19 protein-coding genes are annotated in these 17,122 nt (G+C 73.3%); 11 read left to right on the plus strand and 8 right to left on the minus strand.

The genetic code is table 11. The annotated features are described in order from the left end of the window. Window positions 1–41 precede the first annotated feature (41 nt). Window positions 42–788, minus strand: coding sequence for an AfsK-binding protein KbpA (gene kbpA / locus M6G08_RS34750; RefSeq protein ID WP_272591096.1), 747 nt, complete (start codon window positions 786–788; stop codon window positions 42–44). 134 nt (window positions 789–922) lie between these two features. Between kbpA and M6G08_RS34755 the strand changes: the two genes are divergently transcribed. Next, window positions 923–1,558: a TetR family transcriptional regulator gene (locus M6G08_RS34755; protein WP_272591518.1), complete on the plus strand. Its 636-nt coding sequence runs from the start codon at window positions 923–925 to the stop codon at window positions 1,556–1,558. Between the two features lie 115 nt (window positions 1,559–1,673). On the opposite strand, the gene M6G08_RS34760 is transcribed toward M6G08_RS34755, so the two are convergent. After that, the gene (locus M6G08_RS34760; RefSeq protein WP_272591097.1) at window positions 1,674–2,126 is read right to left on the minus strand and encodes an Lrp/AsnC family transcriptional regulator; all 453 of its coding nucleotides are present in this window, start codon (window positions 2,124–2,126) and stop codon (window positions 1,674–1,676) included. Window positions 2,127–2,208: 82 nt separating this feature from the next. On the opposite strand from M6G08_RS34760, the gene M6G08_RS34765 reads away from it, so the two are divergent. The 3 genes from M6G08_RS34765 to M6G08_RS34775 all read left to right on the plus strand — a co-directional run bounded on the left by M6G08_RS34765 (window position 2,209) and on the right by M6G08_RS34775 (window position 4,100). Then, on the plus strand, window positions 2,209–2,865 hold the full coding sequence (locus M6G08_RS34765; RefSeq protein WP_272591098.1) for a LysE family translocator: 657 nt from the start codon (window positions 2,209–2,211) through the stop codon (window positions 2,863–2,865). Between the two features lie 102 nt (window positions 2,866–2,967). After that, complete coding sequence (locus M6G08_RS34770; protein WP_272591099.1) at window positions 2,968–3,393, plus strand: pyridoxamine 5'-phosphate oxidase family protein; 426 nt, start codon at window positions 2,968–2,970, stop codon at window positions 3,391–3,393. 20 nt (window positions 3,394–3,413) lie between these two features. Beyond that, window positions 3,414–4,100, plus strand: coding sequence for a pyridoxine/pyridoxamine 5'-phosphate oxidase (locus M6G08_RS34775; RefSeq protein ID WP_272591100.1), 687 nt, complete (start codon window positions 3,414–3,416; stop codon window positions 4,098–4,100). Between the two features lie 391 nt (window positions 4,101–4,491). On the opposite strand, the gene M6G08_RS34780 is transcribed toward M6G08_RS34775, so the two are convergent. Continuing rightward, the gene (locus M6G08_RS34780) at window positions 4,492–5,106 is read right to left on the minus strand and encodes a GNAT family N-acetyltransferase (RefSeq protein ID WP_272591101.1); all 615 of its coding nucleotides are present in this window, start codon (window positions 5,104–5,106) and stop codon (window positions 4,492–4,494) included. 98 nt (window positions 5,107–5,204) lie between these two features. Between M6G08_RS34780 and M6G08_RS34785 the strand changes: the two genes are divergently transcribed. Next, a complete protein-coding gene (locus M6G08_RS34785) occupies window positions 5,205–6,413 on the plus strand; it encodes a flavin-containing monooxygenase (protein WP_272591102.1) in 1,209 nt (402 codons plus the stop codon). Here M6G08_RS34785 and M6G08_RS34790 read toward each other — a convergent pair. Beyond that, the gene (locus tag M6G08_RS34790; RefSeq protein ID WP_272591103.1) at window positions 6,410–7,726 is read right to left on the minus strand and encodes an MFS transporter; all 1,317 of its coding nucleotides are present in this window, start codon (window positions 7,724–7,726) and stop codon (window positions 6,410–6,412) included. The two genes, M6G08_RS34785 and M6G08_RS34790, sit on opposite strands and share 4 nt — an antisense overlap. A 71-nt stretch (window positions 7,727–7,797) precedes the next feature. On the opposite strand from M6G08_RS34790, the gene M6G08_RS34795 reads away from it, so the two are divergent. Then, window positions 7,798–8,823: a GlxA family transcriptional regulator gene (locus tag M6G08_RS34795; protein ID WP_272591104.1), complete on the plus strand. Its 1,026-nt coding sequence runs from the start codon at window positions 7,798–7,800 to the stop codon at window positions 8,821–8,823. A 366-nt stretch (window positions 8,824–9,189) separates the two neighbouring features. On the opposite strand, the gene M6G08_RS34800 is transcribed toward M6G08_RS34795, so the two are convergent. The 3 genes from M6G08_RS34800 to M6G08_RS34810 all read right to left on the minus strand — a co-directional run bounded on the left by M6G08_RS34800 (window position 9,190) and on the right by M6G08_RS34810 (window position 11,216). After that, window positions 9,190–9,666: an ATP-binding protein gene (locus M6G08_RS34800; RefSeq protein WP_272591519.1), complete on the minus strand. Its 477-nt coding sequence runs from the start codon at window positions 9,664–9,666 to the stop codon at window positions 9,190–9,192. A gap of 541 nt (window positions 9,667–10,207) precedes the next feature. Then, window positions 10,208–10,720, minus strand: a complete 513-nt coding sequence (locus M6G08_RS34805; protein WP_272591105.1) for an EF-hand domain-containing protein — start codon at window positions 10,718–10,720, stop codon at window positions 10,208–10,210. Window positions 10,721–10,835: 115 nt separating this feature from the next. Continuing rightward, the gene (locus M6G08_RS34810) at window positions 10,836–11,216 is read right to left on the minus strand and encodes an STAS domain-containing protein (protein WP_073729810.1); all 381 of its coding nucleotides are present in this window, start codon (window positions 11,214–11,216) and stop codon (window positions 10,836–10,838) included. Window positions 11,217–11,572: 356 nt separating this feature from the next. On the opposite strand from M6G08_RS34810, the gene M6G08_RS34815 reads away from it, so the two are divergent. Further along, window positions 11,573–12,163, plus strand: coding sequence for a sigma-70 family RNA polymerase sigma factor (locus tag M6G08_RS34815; RefSeq protein ID WP_272591106.1), 591 nt, complete (start codon window positions 11,573–11,575; stop codon window positions 12,161–12,163). Continuing rightward, window positions 12,160–13,620: a maleylpyruvate isomerase N-terminal domain-containing protein gene (locus M6G08_RS34820; RefSeq protein WP_272591107.1), complete on the plus strand. Its 1,461-nt coding sequence runs from the start codon at window positions 12,160–12,162 to the stop codon at window positions 13,618–13,620. Before M6G08_RS34815 ends, M6G08_RS34820 begins: the two co-directional genes overlap by 4 nt. A 42-nt stretch (window positions 13,621–13,662) precedes the next feature. Here the strand turns inward: M6G08_RS34820 and M6G08_RS34825 are convergent, their stop codons facing one another. Next, window positions 13,663–14,397, minus strand: coding sequence for a GbsR/MarR family transcriptional regulator (locus tag M6G08_RS34825; protein WP_272591108.1), 735 nt, complete (start codon window positions 14,395–14,397; stop codon window positions 13,663–13,665). A gap of 227 nt (window positions 14,398–14,624) precedes the next feature. On the opposite strand from M6G08_RS34825, the gene M6G08_RS34830 reads away from it, so the two are divergent. The 3 genes from M6G08_RS34830 to M6G08_RS34840 are packed head-to-tail and all read left to right on the plus strand — an operon-like array spanning window position 14,625 to window position 17,059. Further along, on the plus strand, window positions 14,625–15,290 hold the full coding sequence (locus tag M6G08_RS34830) for a DUF4097 family beta strand repeat-containing protein (protein WP_272591109.1): 666 nt from the start codon (window positions 14,625–14,627) through the stop codon (window positions 15,288–15,290). A gap of 12 nt (window positions 15,291–15,302) precedes the next feature. Further along, window positions 15,303–16,277, plus strand: a complete 975-nt coding sequence (locus M6G08_RS34835) for an efflux ABC transporter ATPase subunit, DrrA-related (protein WP_272591110.1) — start codon at window positions 15,303–15,305, stop codon at window positions 16,275–16,277. Beyond that, window positions 16,274–17,059 (plus strand): ABC transporter permease, encoded by a 786-nt coding sequence (locus M6G08_RS34840; RefSeq protein ID WP_272591111.1) that lies wholly within the window; start codon window positions 16,274–16,276, stop codon window positions 17,057–17,059. Before M6G08_RS34835 ends, M6G08_RS34840 begins: the two co-directional genes overlap by 4 nt. The last annotated feature ends 63 nt before the right edge of the window (window positions 17,060–17,122 follow it).

The following is a 17,122-nucleotide window of genomic DNA, read 5'->3' on the forward strand; positions in this document are numbered from 1 at the left end:
AAGGCGTCCGGGTGGCGGCTCGCGTCCCTCGCTGTCTCCGCTCAGCGCTGCAGCAGCGCGAACGACGCGCCCTGGTCGTCGGAGACCACGGCCACCCCTCCGTACGACGTCTCGAACGGAGGCACCCGTACCCGCCCGCCGAGCCGGGCCACCCTGCCGAGCGCGGCCTCGACGTCACCGGTCAGGAAGTGCACGAGGAAGTGCGGGGGCATCTCGGCCGGGAAGACGGAGGAGACGGGGGCGCGGCCGAAGTCGGGAGCGGCGTCCGGCCCGAAGAGGGCGTCGTGGAACAGGTCGCCGTAGAAGGCGTTGGCGGCCTCGGTGTCCCGCGTGTACAGCTCGGCCCAGGTGAAGGCGCCCGGCTCGTGCCGGCGTCCGAAGCCGCGGTGGCGGTCCGGCTGCCAGAGGGCGAAGACGGCGCCGTCCGGGTCGGCGGCGAGCGCGGTGGTGCCCTGGTCGCCGACCGGGTGGGGCGGGGTGACGATCTGACCGCCGCCCGCCCGGATGCGCCCGGCCAGCGCGGCGGCGTCCGAGGTGTGGAAGTACACGGACCACACGGTGGGCATCCGGCCGTCCGTCTTGCGGACCAGCGCGGCGACGGGCTCGCCGTCCAGCCGCGCCCGTACGGTCTCCTCCTCCGGTGCGTCGAAGGTCCACCCGAAGAGCTCGCCGTAGAAGCGCTTGCCCGCCTCCAGGTCCGGCAGCTGGGCGTCCACCCAGCAGGGTGCGCCTTGAGGGAGTTCCGGACGAGCGGACGACGTCCTCTGTGATGCCCCGTTTTCGGCCATGCCGTCAAAGTAACCGCGCCGCCCGCACCGCGCAGACCAGGCACACCAGCCTCTTGGCGCCCGCACACCCCATTTGCAGTCGGCCGAATCGCGCTGGGATCACCCGTCGGTAAGCTGACGGCATGACAGGACAAGTGCGTACCGTCGACGGCCGCGTGGCCGGTCGACGTGGGCAGGCGACCCGGCAGAAACTGCTCGACTGCCTCAGCGACATGCTCAGCTCCTCCCCCTATCGCGATGTCAAGGTCATCGATGTCGCCCGCAAGGCCGGCACCTCGCCCGCGACGTTCTACCAGTACTTTCCGGACGTCGAGGGCGCCGTCCTGGAGCTCGCCGACCACATGGCCGCCGAGAGCTCCGGGCTGTCCGAGCTGACGGCGGGCCGCTCGTGGACCGGCAAGGCGGGCTGGCAGACGGCGCAGGAACTGGTCGACGGGTTCCTGGACTTCTGGCGGAAGAACGACGCGATCCTCCGGGTCGTCGACCTGGGTGCGGCCGAGGGGGACAAACGGTTCTCCAAGATCCGCATGAAGGTCCTGAACTCGGTGAACTCCTCCCTCACGGAATCCGTCGCCGAGTTGCAGGCCAAGGGCAAGGTCGACAAGGACGTGAACCCCGCGGCGATCGCCGGTTCCCTGGTCGTCATGCTGGCCGCCGCCGCTTCGCACCAGAAGGGCTTCTCCTCCTGGGGCGTCAAGCAGGCCGAACTCAAGCCCGCCCTCTCGCTGTTGATGCACCTCGGCGTCACCGGCAAGAAGCCCGCCAAGTAGCCCGCAGAACAGTCCGCGGAACAGCTCGCAGAGCGGCTCGCGGAACAGTCCGCCGGGCAGAGCCGGTCCGTCCGGCGCCGGAAGCGGCAGCCTGTCATCTCCGTCGCGCCCCGCACTACGCCGGCAGCGGCCGGTCCCGCACCACGTGCTTCATCACCAGCGTCGACGTCAGCCGCAGCACCCCGGGCAGGGTGGCGAGCCGCTCGTCGTAGAGCCGCTGGTAGGCCGCCAGGTCGGCGGCGACCACCCGCAGCAGGTAGTCCGGCTCCCCGAACAGCCGCTGCGCGTCCACCACCTCCTCCACCTCGCCGACCGCCCGCTCGAACTCGGCGACCGTCTCCCGGTCCTCCTGCCGCATCGACACGAAGACCAGCGCCTCGAAGTTCAGGCCCACCGCGGCCGGGTCCACCACCGCCCGGTAGCCGCCGATCGCCCCAGACCGCTCCAGCTCGCGCAGCCGCCGGTGGCACGGCGAGACACTCAGCCGCACGCGCGCGGCCAGTTCGGTCACGGTCAGCCGCCCGTCCTGCTGGAGCTCGGCAAGAATCTTCCGGTCCATGTCGTCCATGGAGGAAATTCTTCCACCAAAGGTGCCGTACGGGGAAAACTTCGGGAACACCTTCGGGGCATCTGCCCCTAATCTTCCCGGCATGGACTCGGCACTGCTTCTCTCCTTCCTCGCCCTCGACCTGCTGCTGGTGTGCGTGCCGGGCGCGGACTGGGCGTACGCCATCGCGGCGGGACTGCGCGAACGGTCGGTGACGTGGGCGGTGGGCGGCCTGGTCGCCGGGTACGCGCTGCACACGCTGCTGGCGGCGGCGGGGCTGGCGGTCCTGGTGGCCGGGTCGCCGGAGCTGCTCACGGCGCTGACGGTGGCGGGCGCGGCGTACCTGGTGTGGCTGGGGTGGGGGGTGCTGCGGCGGCCGGGCACTCCCGGTGGAGCGCGGGAGGAGGGGCCGGCCGGCGCGGAGGGTTCAGCCACCGCGCAGGGCGGTTCCCGCGCCCGGGTCTTCCTGCGCGGCGCGACGATCAGCGGGCTCAACCCCAAGGGCCTGCTGCTCTACCTGTCCGTACTGCCGCAGTTCCTGGTCACCCGGGGTGCGCACCTGCCGGTGCCCGTGCAGACTGTCGTCCTGGGGCTGCTGCACATGGCGTGCTGTGCCGCCGTCTACCTGACGGTGGGTCTCGCCGCCCGTGCCGTCCTGGGCGCCCGGCCGGCCGCCGCGCGTGCGGTCACCCGTACGTCGGGGGCCGCGATGCTGGGCATCGGCGCGTTCCTGCTGGTGCAGCGCCTGGCGCTGTCCTGATCCCGTCGGCCGCCGGGCGCCGGGGAACAGCCGCCGTCCCGACCGGCGTTGACGCGGTACCGAGGAAGCGACCGACGCCCGTACCCGCTGGAGGAGACCGCAATGGCCCTGACCCGCGAAGAGCGTGAGAAGTTCCTGGCCGAGCCCCACATCGCCGCCCTCGCGGTGGACGCAGGAGCGGGCCGCGCACCGCTGACCGTGCCGATCTGGTACCAGTACGAGCCCGGCGGCGACGTCTGGATCATGACCGGACTGGACAGCCGCAAGAACCAACTGATCAAGGCGGCCGGGCGGTTCTCGCTGATGGTCGACCGGCTGGAGCCCACCATCCGGTACGTGTCGGTGGAGGGGCCGGTCGTCGAGACGGTCACCGCCACGGAGGAGGACCTGCGGGAGATCTCCGCCCGCTACCTCCCGGCCGACAAGGTCGACGGCTACGTCGCCTTCGCCTCCGCCAACCACGGCGACCAGGTCATCGTCCGGATGCGTCCCGAACGGTGGGTGTCCTCGGACCTCGGCTCGGTCTGAGCGCACGTGACAATCGGGGCATGGAAACCGAGCCGACCGATCTCCACGAGCTGCTGAGGTCGCTGCGGGTGTGGGACCCCGCGGTCACCGAACTGCCGCCCTTCGACCCGGCCGCCGCGCCCGGCGACCCGCTGGTCCTGTTCACGCGGTGGTTCGCCGAGGCGGTGGCGGCCGGGCAGCGCGAACCGCACACGGTGTCGCTGGCGACCGCGGACGCGGAGGGGCTGCCGGACGCGCGGATCGTCATGCTGCACGGGGCCGACGAGGACGGCTGGTCCTTCGCCACGCACGCCGGCAGCCGCAAGGGCCGGCACCTGGCGGCCCGCCCGTACGCCGCGCTCGTCTTCCACTGGCCGGTGCTGGGCCGCCAGGTGCGGGTGCGCGGCCCGGTCACCGTCGCACCGGCCGAGGAGGCGCGGGCCGACCTGCGCGCGCGGTCGACCGGCGCCCTGGCCGCCGCGCTCACCGGGCGGCAGAGCGAGGACCTGGGGTCACTGGAGGAACTGGCCCGCGCCTCCGAGGCGGCCTGGGAACGGGCACGCCGCGAGCCGGAGACCCCGGCCCCGTCCTGGACGCTGTACCGGCTGCGCCCCGACGAGGTGGAGTTCTTCCAGGGCGACCCCCACCGCCGCCACGTACGGCTCGCCTACCGGCGGACGCGGCACAACGGGGGCGCCACCTGGCGCACCGGCCTGCTGTGGCCCTGACCGGCAGGCAGCCACGGTCCGCCGGGGACGCCCGTCAGCGGCGGGCGGGCAGGGGACGGCCCCCGGCACGCCCGCCCGCTGCGGCGACCGCGCACCGCACCGGCCGGAAACCGCGCCCCGGCCGGCCGCACACCCACCCGCCCACGCACCCACCCACACCCCGCGCGACACCGCCCGCCGGGCAAGGCAGGCGTCCGCCCGCGGTCAGCGCGTACCGGGCATCGGAAACGGCCCCGCACACGTCCGCCGGTCACGGTAAGCGCACACCGGACTGAACGGACAACGGCGCCCCGGCCGGCCGCACACACCCATGCGTACCGGGCGGGGTGGAGCGGCCTCCCCCACGGCCTCCCCACGGCCTCCCCCGCCGCCGCGCACCCGCGCGCGGCGCTCAGCCCCGCCCGCGCGGCGGGGCCGGCTCCGTGTCCGTCGCCAGCCGGGCGTGCAGGTGGGCGTCGCGGAACGCGTCGTGCCGGCCGGTCTCGAACATCGCGCCCCGCATCGTGCCCTCGTGGGCGTACCCGCACCGTTCGGCGACGCGGCAGGAGGCGTCGTGGCCCAGCGCGTGGCCCAGTTCCAGGCGGTGCAGGCCGAGTTCCGCGAAGGCCCAGCGTGAGGCGAGGAGCAGGGCGCGGGTGGCGACGCCCCGGCCGCGGGCCTCGGGGAGCACCCAGTAGCCGACCCGCGCCAGCCGCAGCGGCAGGTTGATCTCGTTGACGCCGATGTGGCCCAGCGTCGTACCGCTCTCCCCGTCCGTGATCCGGAACGACGCGGCCCGGCCCTCTCTCGCCTCCCGGGCCCGTGCGCGCAGCGACTCGCGGGCGCCGGCGAGGTCGGTCCACAGCTTGAGCGGGGTGTTCCAGCGCTGGAACTCGGGGTCCAGGCAGCCGCGCAGCCAGCTCTCCGCGTCGGCGTCGGACCCGGCGTCCCAGGGACGCAAGCGCAGTCCGTGTCCGCGGGGTTGGGGCAGGGAGGAGAGCAGGGTGGGCATGCGTGTGGAGGCCATCGGGCCATTGAAGCCGACCGCCGCGGCCGTGACCGTTCCGCAACCGATTCCGGTCTTGACCGAGACCCATCAAGCCGAGCCTTGATTACGCTCGCGGCATGGCCGACTCCACAGCGTCCGCTCAGCCGCAGCCCGCCCACCCCGCGGAGCGCCCCGTGTACGTCATCGGCGCCGGCCCCGGCGGCCTCGCCGTCGCCCACGCGCTGCGCGCCCGCGGCGTACGGGCCGTCGTCCTGGAGCGCGCCGACCACGTCGGAGCCTCCTGGCGGCGCCACTACGACCGGCTGCGTCTGCACACCACCCGCCGCCTGTCGGCGCTGCCCGGCCTGCCGATGCCGCGCCGCTTCGGGCGGTGGGTCGCCCGGGACGACGTGGTGCGGTACCTGGAGAAGTACGCCGAGGTCCACCAGTTGGAGATCGTCACCGGCGTCGAGGTCTTCCGCGTCGAGCACGCGTCCGACGGTGCCGGCTGGACGCTGCACGCCTCCGGGGGCCGTGAGCTGACCGGCGCCGCGGTGGTGGTCGCCACCGGCTACAACCACACCCCGCGGGTGCCGGAATGGCCCGGGCGTGAGACGTACACCGGCGAGTTCCGGCACGCCGCCGAGTACCGGAACGCGGCCCCCTACGCGGGCCGCGACGTCCTGGTCGTCGGCGTCGGCAACACGGGCGCCGAGATCGCCGTGGACCTGGTGGAGGGCGGGGCCGGCCGGGTCCGGCTGTCGGTGCGCACCGCGCCGCACATCGTCCGCCGCTCCACCGCGGGCTGGCCCGCCCAGTACAACGGTGTCCTGGTCCGCCGCCTGCCCGCCCGTCTCGTGGACCGGCTCGCCCGGCCGCTGGCCCGGATCAGCACGCCCGACCTGTCGGCGCACGGGCTGCCCCGCCCGGAGACCGGCCTGCTCACCCGCGCCGCGGAGGGCGCGATACCGGTGCAGGACGTCGGTCTGATCGACGCGGTGCGCAAGGGGCGGGTGGAGGTCGTGGCCGCCGTGGAGGGCTTCGAGGACGGCAAGGTGGTCCTCGCCGACGGCACCCGCACCGCCCCGGACGCGGTGATCGCCGCCACCGGCTACCGCCGGGGGCTGGAGGCCCTGGTCGGCCACCTCGGCGTACTCGACGCCCGCGGCAGGCCGACCTCACGGGGCGCCCGCACCCCGCCGGACGCCCCCGGCCTGTACTTCACCGGCTTCACCAACCCGATCAGCGGCATGCTCCGCGAACTGGGCCTCGACGCCGGCCGTATCGCCGGGGCGGTGGCGAAGCGGGAGGCGGGGCGGGTGGCGCGGCTGCCGGACAGGCCTTAGGCGGTGCCGCCGGGCACCGCGGCCGGACGGCGCCGGATCACCAGGGCCATCAGGGCCGCCGCCGCGCACAGGGCGCCGGAGGCGACCCAGACGACGTCGTAGGAGCCGAACTCGTCGCGGGCGACGCCGCCGAGGAAGGCGACGAGGGCGGCGCCGACCTGGTGGGAGGCGAGGACCCAGCCGAAGACGATGGCGCTGTCCTCGCCGTACTGCTCCCGGCACAGGGCGAGGGTGGGCGGGACGGTGGCGACCCAGTCGAGGCCGTAGAAGACGATGAAGAAGACCATCGGGGGGTGGACGCTGGGCGCGAGCAGGAGGGGGAGGAAGAGGAGGGAGATGCCGCGCAGGGCGTAGTAGACGGCGAGCAGGCGGCGCGGCTCGAAGCGGTCGGTGAACCAGCCGGAGGCGATGGTGCCGACCACGTCGAAGACCCCGATGACGGCGAGCAGCGCGGAGGCGGTCGTCAGCGGCATGTGGTGGTCGTGGGCGGCGGGGATGAAGTGGGTCTGGATCAGGCCGTTGGTGGAGGCGCCGCAGATCGCGAAGGTACCGGCGAGCAGCCAGAAGGGGCCGGTGCGGGCGGCGGAGAAGAGGACCGTGAGGGCGCGGCGGGCGGCGCCGGGCACGGGGGCGGGCTTGGGGACGAACTCGTCGGAGCCGTACGGCGCGAGGCCGACGTCGGCGGGGTGGTCGTGCAGGAGGAGCCAGACGAAGGGGACGACGGCTAGGGCGGCCAGGGCGACGGTGACGGCGGCGGGGCGCCAGTCGTACGTCTCGACGATCCAGGACAGCAGCGGCAGGAAGATCAGCTGCCCGGAGGCGGAGGCGGCGGTGAGGACGCCGGTGACCAGGCCCCGGCGTGCGGTGAACCAGCGGTTGGTGACGGTGGCGGCGAAGGCCAGTGCCATGGAGCCGGAGCCGAGGCCCACCAGCAGGCCCCAGCAGAGGATCAGCTGCCACGCCGACTCCATCCAGACCGTCGCGCCCGAGCCGAGCGCGATGACGGTCAGGGCGACGGCGACCACGCGGCGGATGCCGAAGCGGTCCATGAGCGCGGCGGCGAAGGGCGCGGTCAGCCCGTAGAGCGCGAGGTTGACGGAGACGGCGGCGCCGATCGTGCCGCGTGACCAGCCGAAGTCCTGGTGGAGCGGGTCGATGAGGATGCCGGGCAGGGAGCGGAAGGCGGCCGCGCCGATGATCGTCACGAAGGTGACGGCGGCGACCCACCAGGCGCGGTGCACGCGGGGGCGGCGGCGCGGGCGGTCGGGCTCCGGCTGGTGAACGGCTGCTGCGTCGTCGGTTGTCTGGGTCACGTCATTGAGCTTCGGGGACGGGTCCCGGCCGATCGAGTGGCCCGAAGGACAGCGTTCGCTAGGATCGGGCCATGACGTCCGACCGTACGTCCCCAGCTCTCCCCGCCCCCCGGCCGCACCGCGTCGTCGTGCTGGCCCTCGACGGCGCGCTCCCCTTCGAACTGGGCATCCCGCAGCGGATCTTCAGACTCGCGCGCGACGAGCGGCGGCGCCGCCTGTACGAGGTCGTCACCTGTTCCGTCCGCCCACCCGGGCCCGTCGAGACCGACGCGGACTTCGCGATCATGGTGGAGAACGGCCCCGAGGCCCTGGCCACCGCCGACACGGTCGTCGTCCCGGCCTCCTACGAGCTCGGTCCGGTCCACGACGAGGGCGTGCTGACGGAGGAACTGGCCGCCGCGCTCGCCCACGTCCGGCCCGGCACCCGGCTGGTGGCGATCTGCACGGGCGGGTACGTCCTGGCCGCCGCCGGTCTCCTCGACGGGCGCCCGGCGACCACCCACTGGGCCTCCGCCGAGCACTTCCAGCGGCTCTTCCCCAAGGTGCGGGTGGACGCCGACGTGCTGTTCGTCGACGACGGCGACGTACTGACCTCGGCCGGCGTCGCGGCCGGCATCGACCTGTGCGTGCACATCGTGCGCCGTGACCACGGCACGGCGGTCGCCAACGAGGTGGCCCGCCGCACGGTCGTACCGCCGCACCGCGACGGCGGACAGGCTCAGTACATCGAACGGCCGGTGCCCGATCCGGGGCAGTCCTCCACGACCAACGCCCGTGCCTGGGCACTCGCCCGGCTCCAGGAGCCGATCCAGCTGCGGGACATGGCCGCGCAGGAGTCGATGTCGGTGCGCACCTTCACCCGTCGCTTCCGCGAGGAGGTCGGCGTCAGTCCGGGCCAGTGGCTCACCGGGCAGCGCGTCGAACGAGCCCGGCACCTGCTGGAGTCCACCGCCCTCTCCGTCGACCAGGTGGCCTCCGACGCGGGCTTCGGTACGGCCCAGTCGATGCGGCAGCATCTGCAGGCGGCGCTCGGGGTCACCCCGACCGCGTACCGGCGGACCTTCCGGCCCGACTTGTCCACAGCCTGTGGAGAATGAGGGGCGGCGGACGGAACTCGTCGGCCGGCGGCGCGGCGCCGACCGCCCCGAGCATGGCATCGCGCGCCGCCACCCGACTCCGGCGCTCCCGCCCGGCTCCCGTCGCCCCCGAGGGAACCGCCGCCGAAACACGACCCACACTCGTCGAGGGCTCCGTCACCGAGCCCTCGACGTCCCCTCACGGCGAATCGTCGCCTCCAAGCGTGAGGAAACGGTGACGATCCGTCAACCGGCGGCGGGCCGTTCACCACTTACACCCCGTTCGTACGGGACGCGCACGGAAGCACGGCCCGGCGCACTGCCGCACCGGCCCCCCGGGGGCGACGGCCTCCGTGCACCGGGCGCCTCCGCGTTCCGCGCCGGCCGCTACACCACTTCGTACGCGTACCCCTCGTACGCGACCGCGCCGGTACCGCGGCCACGGACCGACGCGGTGTCCTCCGGCCCGGCGCAGCGGTCCAGTTCGCACCAGATGCGCTTGCCCGTGCCCTCGCGGCTCCAGCCCCAGCGGTCGGCCAGGCCGTCGACCAGGGCGAGACCCCGGCCGCCCGTCTGATCGCCGTCCACGCAGCGGGGCACCGGAGCCCGGTCGCTCGCGTCGTCCACCTCGAGGCGGACGGTGGCCTCCCCGGCCCCCTCCGTCACCGCCCCCGGGAGCACCAGCCGCAGTACGGCCGAACGGCCGGTGTGCACCACGGCGTTGGTGACGAGCTCGGAGACGAGGAGCACCAGCGTCTCGGCGAGTGGTTCGTCGGCCTGTATCCCGGACCCGGCGAGCCGTGAGCGCGCCCACCGCCGGGCCCGCCCCACTTCCGAGGGGTCGGGCCGGACCTCCAGCTGCACTTGAAGCACCTGCACCGCTCACACCATCCGAACCGGCGGACACAAAGGCTCGCGCCTCATGAGGGCCACGATCGTAGCCATTCTCTGCATGGCCAGAACAACGGCCGGGGCAGGGATCACGGAACGTGAATCCCATGTGGGACAGCATGGTTGACGTACAGTCACGCCAACAAGCGCTTCGGGCATATTCCAGCGCGAAGGAGTACCCCTGCGGCATACTGTGCGACGCCCGCTCCGGGGAGTCGAACAGGCGGCGGCCGACGGCCGTTCCGCCCTGCGGGGCAAGGCGCACATTCCCGGTTCCGGAGTCGCCCCAGGGGCAACTCCGGCACGGCCGGCGCTCAGGACCACTCGCATCCCACACAAGGTACCGGAGTGTGGCGCCGACTCCGGGCCGTGACGGGTCACACGGCGGGCACAACCCGGTATCGACGCTCCGTGACGCCGCCGTGCCACGATCCGTGACATCCCGCGCGGCGACGGGTGGAGAGGGGTGGGGAGGGGTGGAGACGGGTGGCGGCGCCCGAAGGCGCGTGGCGCGCTACTCCGGGACCGTGAAGTAGCGGGCGAAGGCCGGGACGATCTCCGCCTCCCCCACCTTGCCGTCGCCGTCGGTGTCGAGGGCGGCGGCGACCGGCCGCGCGGTCTCGTCCGGCACGCCGAGCACGGCGAGGACCCGCGCGACGTCCTCGACGCCGACCGCTCCGTCGCCGTCGGTGCCGGCGACGTCCAGGGCCGCGTGCAGGAAGGGGCGGGCGATCTCGGCGAACCGGTCCGGGTTGTCCCGCAGCCGCTTGACCGCCGCGGTGACGAACTCCTCACGGGTGATGCGCTGGTCGCCGTCCCGGTCGGCGATGCCCGCCATGCCCTGCCAGAGCGCCTCCGCGCCGCCGTACAGGGCCTGCCCCTGCTCGGAACGGGCGGCGGTGCCGAACTCGGCGAGCAGCGCCTTGGCCGCCGCGTTGAAGTCCGCACGGTCGATGTAACCGTTGCCGTCCTGGTCGAAGGTGGCGAAGCGCGCGGCGATCCTGCGCTCGTACTCGCTGTTGACCATGGTTCTCTCCGGCCGCCTCACGTCGGTGTCGGTGGTCTGCGTCTCGCTCGGAGAGTATGACGCCGGCCGCGGCCGCGGGCGGCATACGGGCCGACGGGCCGGGCGGGCCCGCGGTTCAGGCGGACAGCGGGCGGGGCCTGTCGCCGGTCGCCGAGGCGAGGTCGGGGTGGACGTCGAAGAGGCGGCGCACACCGAGCGCGCCGAGGACGCGGTTGACGTGGGAACCGTCGACGGCTCCCTGGGCGGGCAGTATCAGGCGCAGCCGCCCCTGACAGGAGCGGATGAGCCGCCTGGAGGCGATGAGCACACCGACCCCGCTGGAATCGCAGAACAGGACCTCGGAGAGGTCCAGGACGAGGCTGTGCCGCCCCTCGGCCACCTCGTCGTGCACCCGCTGCCGCAGCACCGGTGACGTCACCAGGTCCAGCTCACCCGACACCTGGAGCACGGCCCATTCGCCCTGCTCGCCGCCGGTCACATTGAACGTCACCACCATGCCCTTCAGTCGCCGGTACATCGGACGTCCGGAATCACCCGAAATTCACCCGAAACGGAAGCCATGCTTACGCTTCTTGGGCGCGCGCCTGCCCACCGGCCGTTCCCGCAAACGCCGACCCGGAAACGGGGAACGATCGGAAAAGGCTTGTTTCAGACGGTTTCGATCCTGTTCGATCGGTTCCGGTCGCACGATAGAGGGTAGGCGAGGCGCCTAGCACGTGCGGGCCGCCGGGGGCGCGCATTGAGACAAAGGGGCGTGCGGTGTCGGACGTGCCGACTACATTCGGGGAGACGTCGGCCGCAGGCTGGAGTGCGACTACGGGTACGCACAGGTGCAGGGGGTGAAGAGGCCGCATGGCGCAGAGGGACGTACCGCCGCGCTGGGACCGGAAGATGCAGCAGCGGCTGGCACGCGGCGAGGCCGCCGCCCTGGGTGAGCTGTACGACCGGTTCGCGTCGATGGTGCACGGTCTGGCGCACCGCGTGCTCGACGACGAGCGCGCCGCCGACCACCTCACGCGCGACGTCTTCGCGCACGTCTGGGAGCATCCGGACGCCTACGACCCCCGCCAGGGCCCGCTGCGCACCTGGATCGCCGCGCTGACCCGCCGGCTGGCCGTGCAGCGGCTGCGGGCCACGGAGACGGCCGCCCTCGCCCGCGGCGGCTCCGGAAGCGTGGAGGAGCTGGAGACGAAGGTGCGGCACGCCTCGGTCGCCGCGCGCGCCGACTACATCGTCCAGTCCATGCCGGCCCCGCTGCGCGCCGCCCTGGAGCTGGCCTACTTCCAGCGCCGCGACTACCGCCAGACCGCCGCCGACCTGGGCGTCACGGAGGACGAGGCCCGCCGCCGCCTGCGCCTGGGCCTCCAGCTCCTGGCCACGGCCCGCGACGCCGGCTCCCCGGGGGCGCCGGGCGCGCCGCCGGGATACGGGGGTGCGGCGTGAAGGGGGCCCACGACGAGGACGGGGACGCGGGCACTCCGGAGAGCGGAGGCTCCGGGGACAACGGCCCGGCGCCGCGGGGCGGCCACGACGCACCGGCGCACCCCGCCACGCCCTCGCCCGACGGCACCGCCGCCGCCTCGCCGGGCCCCGGCGACCCTTCCGGCGGGCCCGGGAGCCCGCCGCGCGACGAACCACCGGGCGGACCGGACGGACCGACGCCGAGCGACGCACCAGGCGGCCCCAGCGCCCCCGACGCCCCGAACGACCCCGCCCCACGCATACCGCTCCCCCGCGCCTCCGTCGAGGACACCGGGCGGGCGTTGCCCGACGTGGCGCCGGGCGGGCCGGTCGCGCTGGAGCACCACGTGCTGACGTCGCTCCTCGGGGCGTGGGCGCTGGCCGCCTGCTCGGCCGAGGAGGCGGCGGCGGTCGAGGAGCACATCGGCGAGTGCGCCCCCTGTGCCGACGAGGCGCTGCGGCTGCGCGACGCCGTCACCCTGCTCCAGCGGCCGGAGAGCCTCGACCTGGACCCGGCGCTGCGCACCCGCGTCCTGGAGGGGTGCCTGGAGCGGCGCCCGCCGCGCATCCCCGTGCCCGAGTGGGCGACGCCGTACGACGCCGAGACCGCGAGGCTGGACGCCCTGCTGCAGGACATCGGCGACGCCGAGTGGCACGCCCCGGTCCGGCTGCGCTGGTTCGAGGCCGACGGTGCCGCGAGCCGCCGTACCACCGTCGCCGGGGTCATCGCGCACCTGCTGACCGTCGACGGACTGGTCGCGGTCGCCCTGGGCCTCGCCGATCCGCTGGGGGACATCACCGCGCCCACTTCGGCGCCGGGCAGCCGCACGGAGGCGTACTGGCGTACCTCGCACTACCCGCCCACCCGTGCGGTGCGGGCGCCCTGGCGCGAGCTGAGCCACGGCATCGTCCGGACCGTGTCCTTCACCGGCGACTCGGGCGGGATGCCCGTGTCGTACGGCGACTTCGAACTGCCGCTGCGGGACGCCATGCTGGACCGGGCGTTCGAGTGCTGGGTGCACGCCGAGGACATCGCGGACGCGGTGGACTACCCGTACGAGCCGCCCTCCGCCCGCCATCTGAACCGCATGATCGACCTCGCGGCCCGGATGCTGCCGGGTGCCCTGGCCCAGCGCCGCCGGGCCGGGCTGACCGCGCCGGGCGCCCGCCCGCACCTGGTCACCGCGGGTGAGCCGGGGCGGAGTCTGCGGCTGGAGATCGAGGGCTCGGGCGGCGGCGAGTGGCTGATCCCGCTCGACTCGCCGGGCGCCAGGGGCTCCGCCGACCACGAGGTGGCCCATGTCGCCCTGGACGGCTTGGAGTTCTGCCGGCTGGCCGCGGGTCACGTGCCTCCGGCGGAGGCGGCGGCCGGTCAGGTGGGCGACCGCGAGGCGATCAGGGACGTCCTGTTCGCGGCGGCCAGCCTGAGCCGGATGTAGGGCGGATTCCGGCCACTCCGTACGGCCGGGTCCGCTGCGGGGTCACTCGGCGCCGTCCGGGGGCGTGGCGGGTGCCGTGTGGAGGACCTCGCGGGCCTGGTTCGCGGCGCGGACGATGCTCTCCGAGATGAAGTCCAGGAACCGTGCCATGTTCTCCAGGCGCGCGGCGGCCGGCGTGCCGGAGCCGAGGACGCCGACGCCCTGGCGTGCGGTTTCGGCGATCTGCAGGGTGCCGCGGGCGCTGGCGACCATGGACTGGTACCAGACGTCGTCATCGATGACGTAGCGCTCGCGGCGGGACTCGTCGCGTTCCCGGCGGACGAGGCCCTGCTCGTCGAGGAACGCGACCGCCTTGGAGACGGACGCCGGACTGACCTGGAGGCGCCGGACGAGTTCGGAGGCGGTGAGGCTGCCGGTGTCGCTGACGAAGAGGCAGGCCATCACCCGGGCCATCATCTTCGGCGTGCCCGACTGCATGAAGACGGTGGTCAGCGTCTCCTCGTACTCGCGCACCGCCTCGGCGTCGCGCCCGTGGGCCTGCGGGAGCGTGTGGGGTCCCCGGGGCGCGGCCTGCCTGCGCCGGTGGGCGCGGCGCTCGGTGGCCCGGTGGGCGAGGTCGGCCCGGTACGCGGTGGGGCCGCCGTTGCGCATGACCTCACGCGTGATCGTCGAGGTGGGACGGTCGAGGCGTCTGGCGATCTCCGCGTAGGCGAGGCCGTCGGCCAGCCCCAGGGCGATCTGCTGACGTTCCTGCTGGGTGAGCCTGCCTCCCGGCATCGTGATCTCCTTCGCGCGCTCCCTTGGTGCCGCCACTATAGCGTTCACCCTTACTCCATTGCAACGTCTGACTAGCCAGCGTTGCATTGCCTCACAGTTTTGTTGCAACGAAATAGCGCATGTGACCTGTGATTTAACCGTGCAGGCGCAACAAGCTTATTGAGGAAATCGTGAAGGCAACGTAGCGTTTCTCTCGTCAGAAAGACCGACGAGCACAGGAGACCACCATGCAGACCTTCGAAACCCCCGCCCCGATCTCCGCCGTCCTCGCCATCCCCGCGGGACGCGTCCGGCTCATCGCCGCCGACCGGGCAGACACCACGGTGGAGGTCCTGCCCGCGAACGCCTCGAAGGGCCGCGACGTGCGGGCGGCCGAGCAGACCGGGGTCGAGTTCGGCGACGGCGTCCTGCGGGTCGTGGCGCCGGAGAACAACCAGCTCATGGGAGCCTCCGGGTCCGTCGAGGTGACGGTCCGGCTGCCGGCCGGTTCCCGCGTCGAGGCGAGGGCGGCCGCCACCGAGTTCCGGGGCGCAGGACGGCTCGGCGACGTCGAACTCGAGGGCGCGCACGGACCGGTCGAGCTCGACGAGGCCGCGAGCGTCCGGGTCACCACCGCCGCCGGCGACGTCACGGTCGGCCGGCTGGGCGGGCCCGCCGAGATCAGCACCCAGAAGGGCGACATCCGGATCGCCGAGGCCGCGCGCGGCCGGCTCGTGCTGCGCACCCAGTCCGGTGACGTGGCGGTCGGTGCCGCCACCGGGGTCTCCGCCTCGCTGGACGCCGGCACCGGCTACGGCCGTATCGACAACGCGCTCAGGAACACCGACGGCACCCCCGGCCTGACCATCCACGCCACCACCGCCCACGGCGACATCACCGCCCGCAGCCTCTGAGGAGCAACGACCATGACCGACCTGGCCATCGCGGCGAACGGACTGCGCAAGTCCTACGGCGACAAGACCGTCCTCGACGGTGTCGACCTGGCCGTCCCCGAAGGAACGATCTTCTCCCTGCTCGGCCCGAACGGCGCCGGCAAGACCACCGCCGTCAAGATCCTCTCCACCCTCGTGTCCGCCGACGCCGGCACCCTCCGCGTCGCCGGACACGACCTCGCCACCCACCCCCAGGCCGTACGGGCCGCGATCGGCGTCACCGGACAGTTCTCCGCCGTCGACGGACTGATCACCGGCGAGGAGAACATGCTCCTCATGGCCGACCTGCACCACCTCTCCAAGCAGGAGGGCCGGCGGGTCGCCGCCGGACTCCTGGAACGCTTCGACCTCACCGAGGCCGCTAAGAAGCCCGCCTCCACCTACTCCGGCGGCATGAAGCGCCGCCTCGACATCGCCATGACCCTCGTCGGCAGCCCCCGGATCATCTTCCTCGACGAACCGACCACCGGCCTCGACCCGCGCTCCCGCCACAACATGTGGCAGATCATCCGCGAACTGGTCTCCGACGGCGTCACCGTCTTCCTCACCACCCAGTACCTGGAGGAGGCCGACGAACTCGCCGACCGCATCGCCGTCCTCAACGGCGGCCGCATCGCCGCCGAGGGCACGGCGGAGGAGCTGAAGCGGATGATTCCCGGGGGCCACGTCCGTCTCCGCTTCACCGACCCCGCCGCCTACCGGTCCGCGGCCGGCGCCCTGCGCGAGGTCACCCGCGACGACGAGTCGCTCACCCTGCAACTCCCCAGCGACGGCAGCCAGCGCGACCTGCGCACCCTCCTCGACCGGCTGGACTCCGCCGGCATCGAGGCCGACGAACTCACCGTCCACACCCCCGACCTCGACGACGTCTTCTTCGCCCTCACCGGCGGCGCCGCCGTCCCCGCCCAGACCACCCAGACCGACCAGCCGAAGGAGACCGCCCGATGAGCAACCTCGCCCTCGCCGTACGCGACTCGTCCACCATGCTGCGCCGCAACCTCCTGCACGCCCGGCGCTACCCCTCGCTCACCCTGAACCTGCTGCTCACACCGGTCATGCTGCTACTGCTCTTCGTCTACGTCTTCGGCGACACCATGAGCACCGGCATCGGCGGCGGCGACCGCTCCGACTACATCGCCTACATCGTGCCGGGCCTGCTCCTGATGACCATCGGGTCCACCACGATCGGCACCGCGGTCTCCGTCTCCAACGACATGACCGAGGGCATCATCGCCCGGTTCCGCACCATGGCCATCCACCGCGGCTCGGTACTCGTCGGACACGTCGTCGGCAGCGTGGTCCAGTCGGTCCTGAGCGTGGTCCTCGTCGGCGCCGTCGGCGTCGCCATCGGCTTCCGCTCGGCGGACGCCACCGCCCTGGAATGGCTGGCGGCCTTCGGGCTCCTGGTGCTCTTCACGCTGGCACTGACCTGGATCGCCGTCGGGATGGGCCTGGTCAGCCCGAACGCCGAGGCCGCCAGCAACAACGCGATGCCGCTGATCTTCCTCCCGCTGATCTCCAGCGCCTTCGTCCCGGTCGACTCCATGCCCGGCTGGTTCCAGCCGATCGCCGAGTACCAGCCCTTCACGCCCGCCATCGAGACCCTGCGCGGCCTGCTCCTCGGCACCGAGATCGGCCACAACGGATGGCTCGCCCTCGGTTGGAGTGTCGCCCTCACCGCACTCGGCTACTTCTGGGCGACCGCCAAGTTCAACAACGACCCGAAGTGACCGTGCACGACCGTGAACGACCGGAACGACCGTCGTCCTCGCCCGGGGCCTGCCCGACAGCCC

It is taken from the genome of Streptomyces sp. M92 (assembly GCF_028473745.1).
GTDB lineage: Bacteria > Actinomycetota > Actinomycetes > Streptomycetales > Streptomycetaceae > Streptomyces.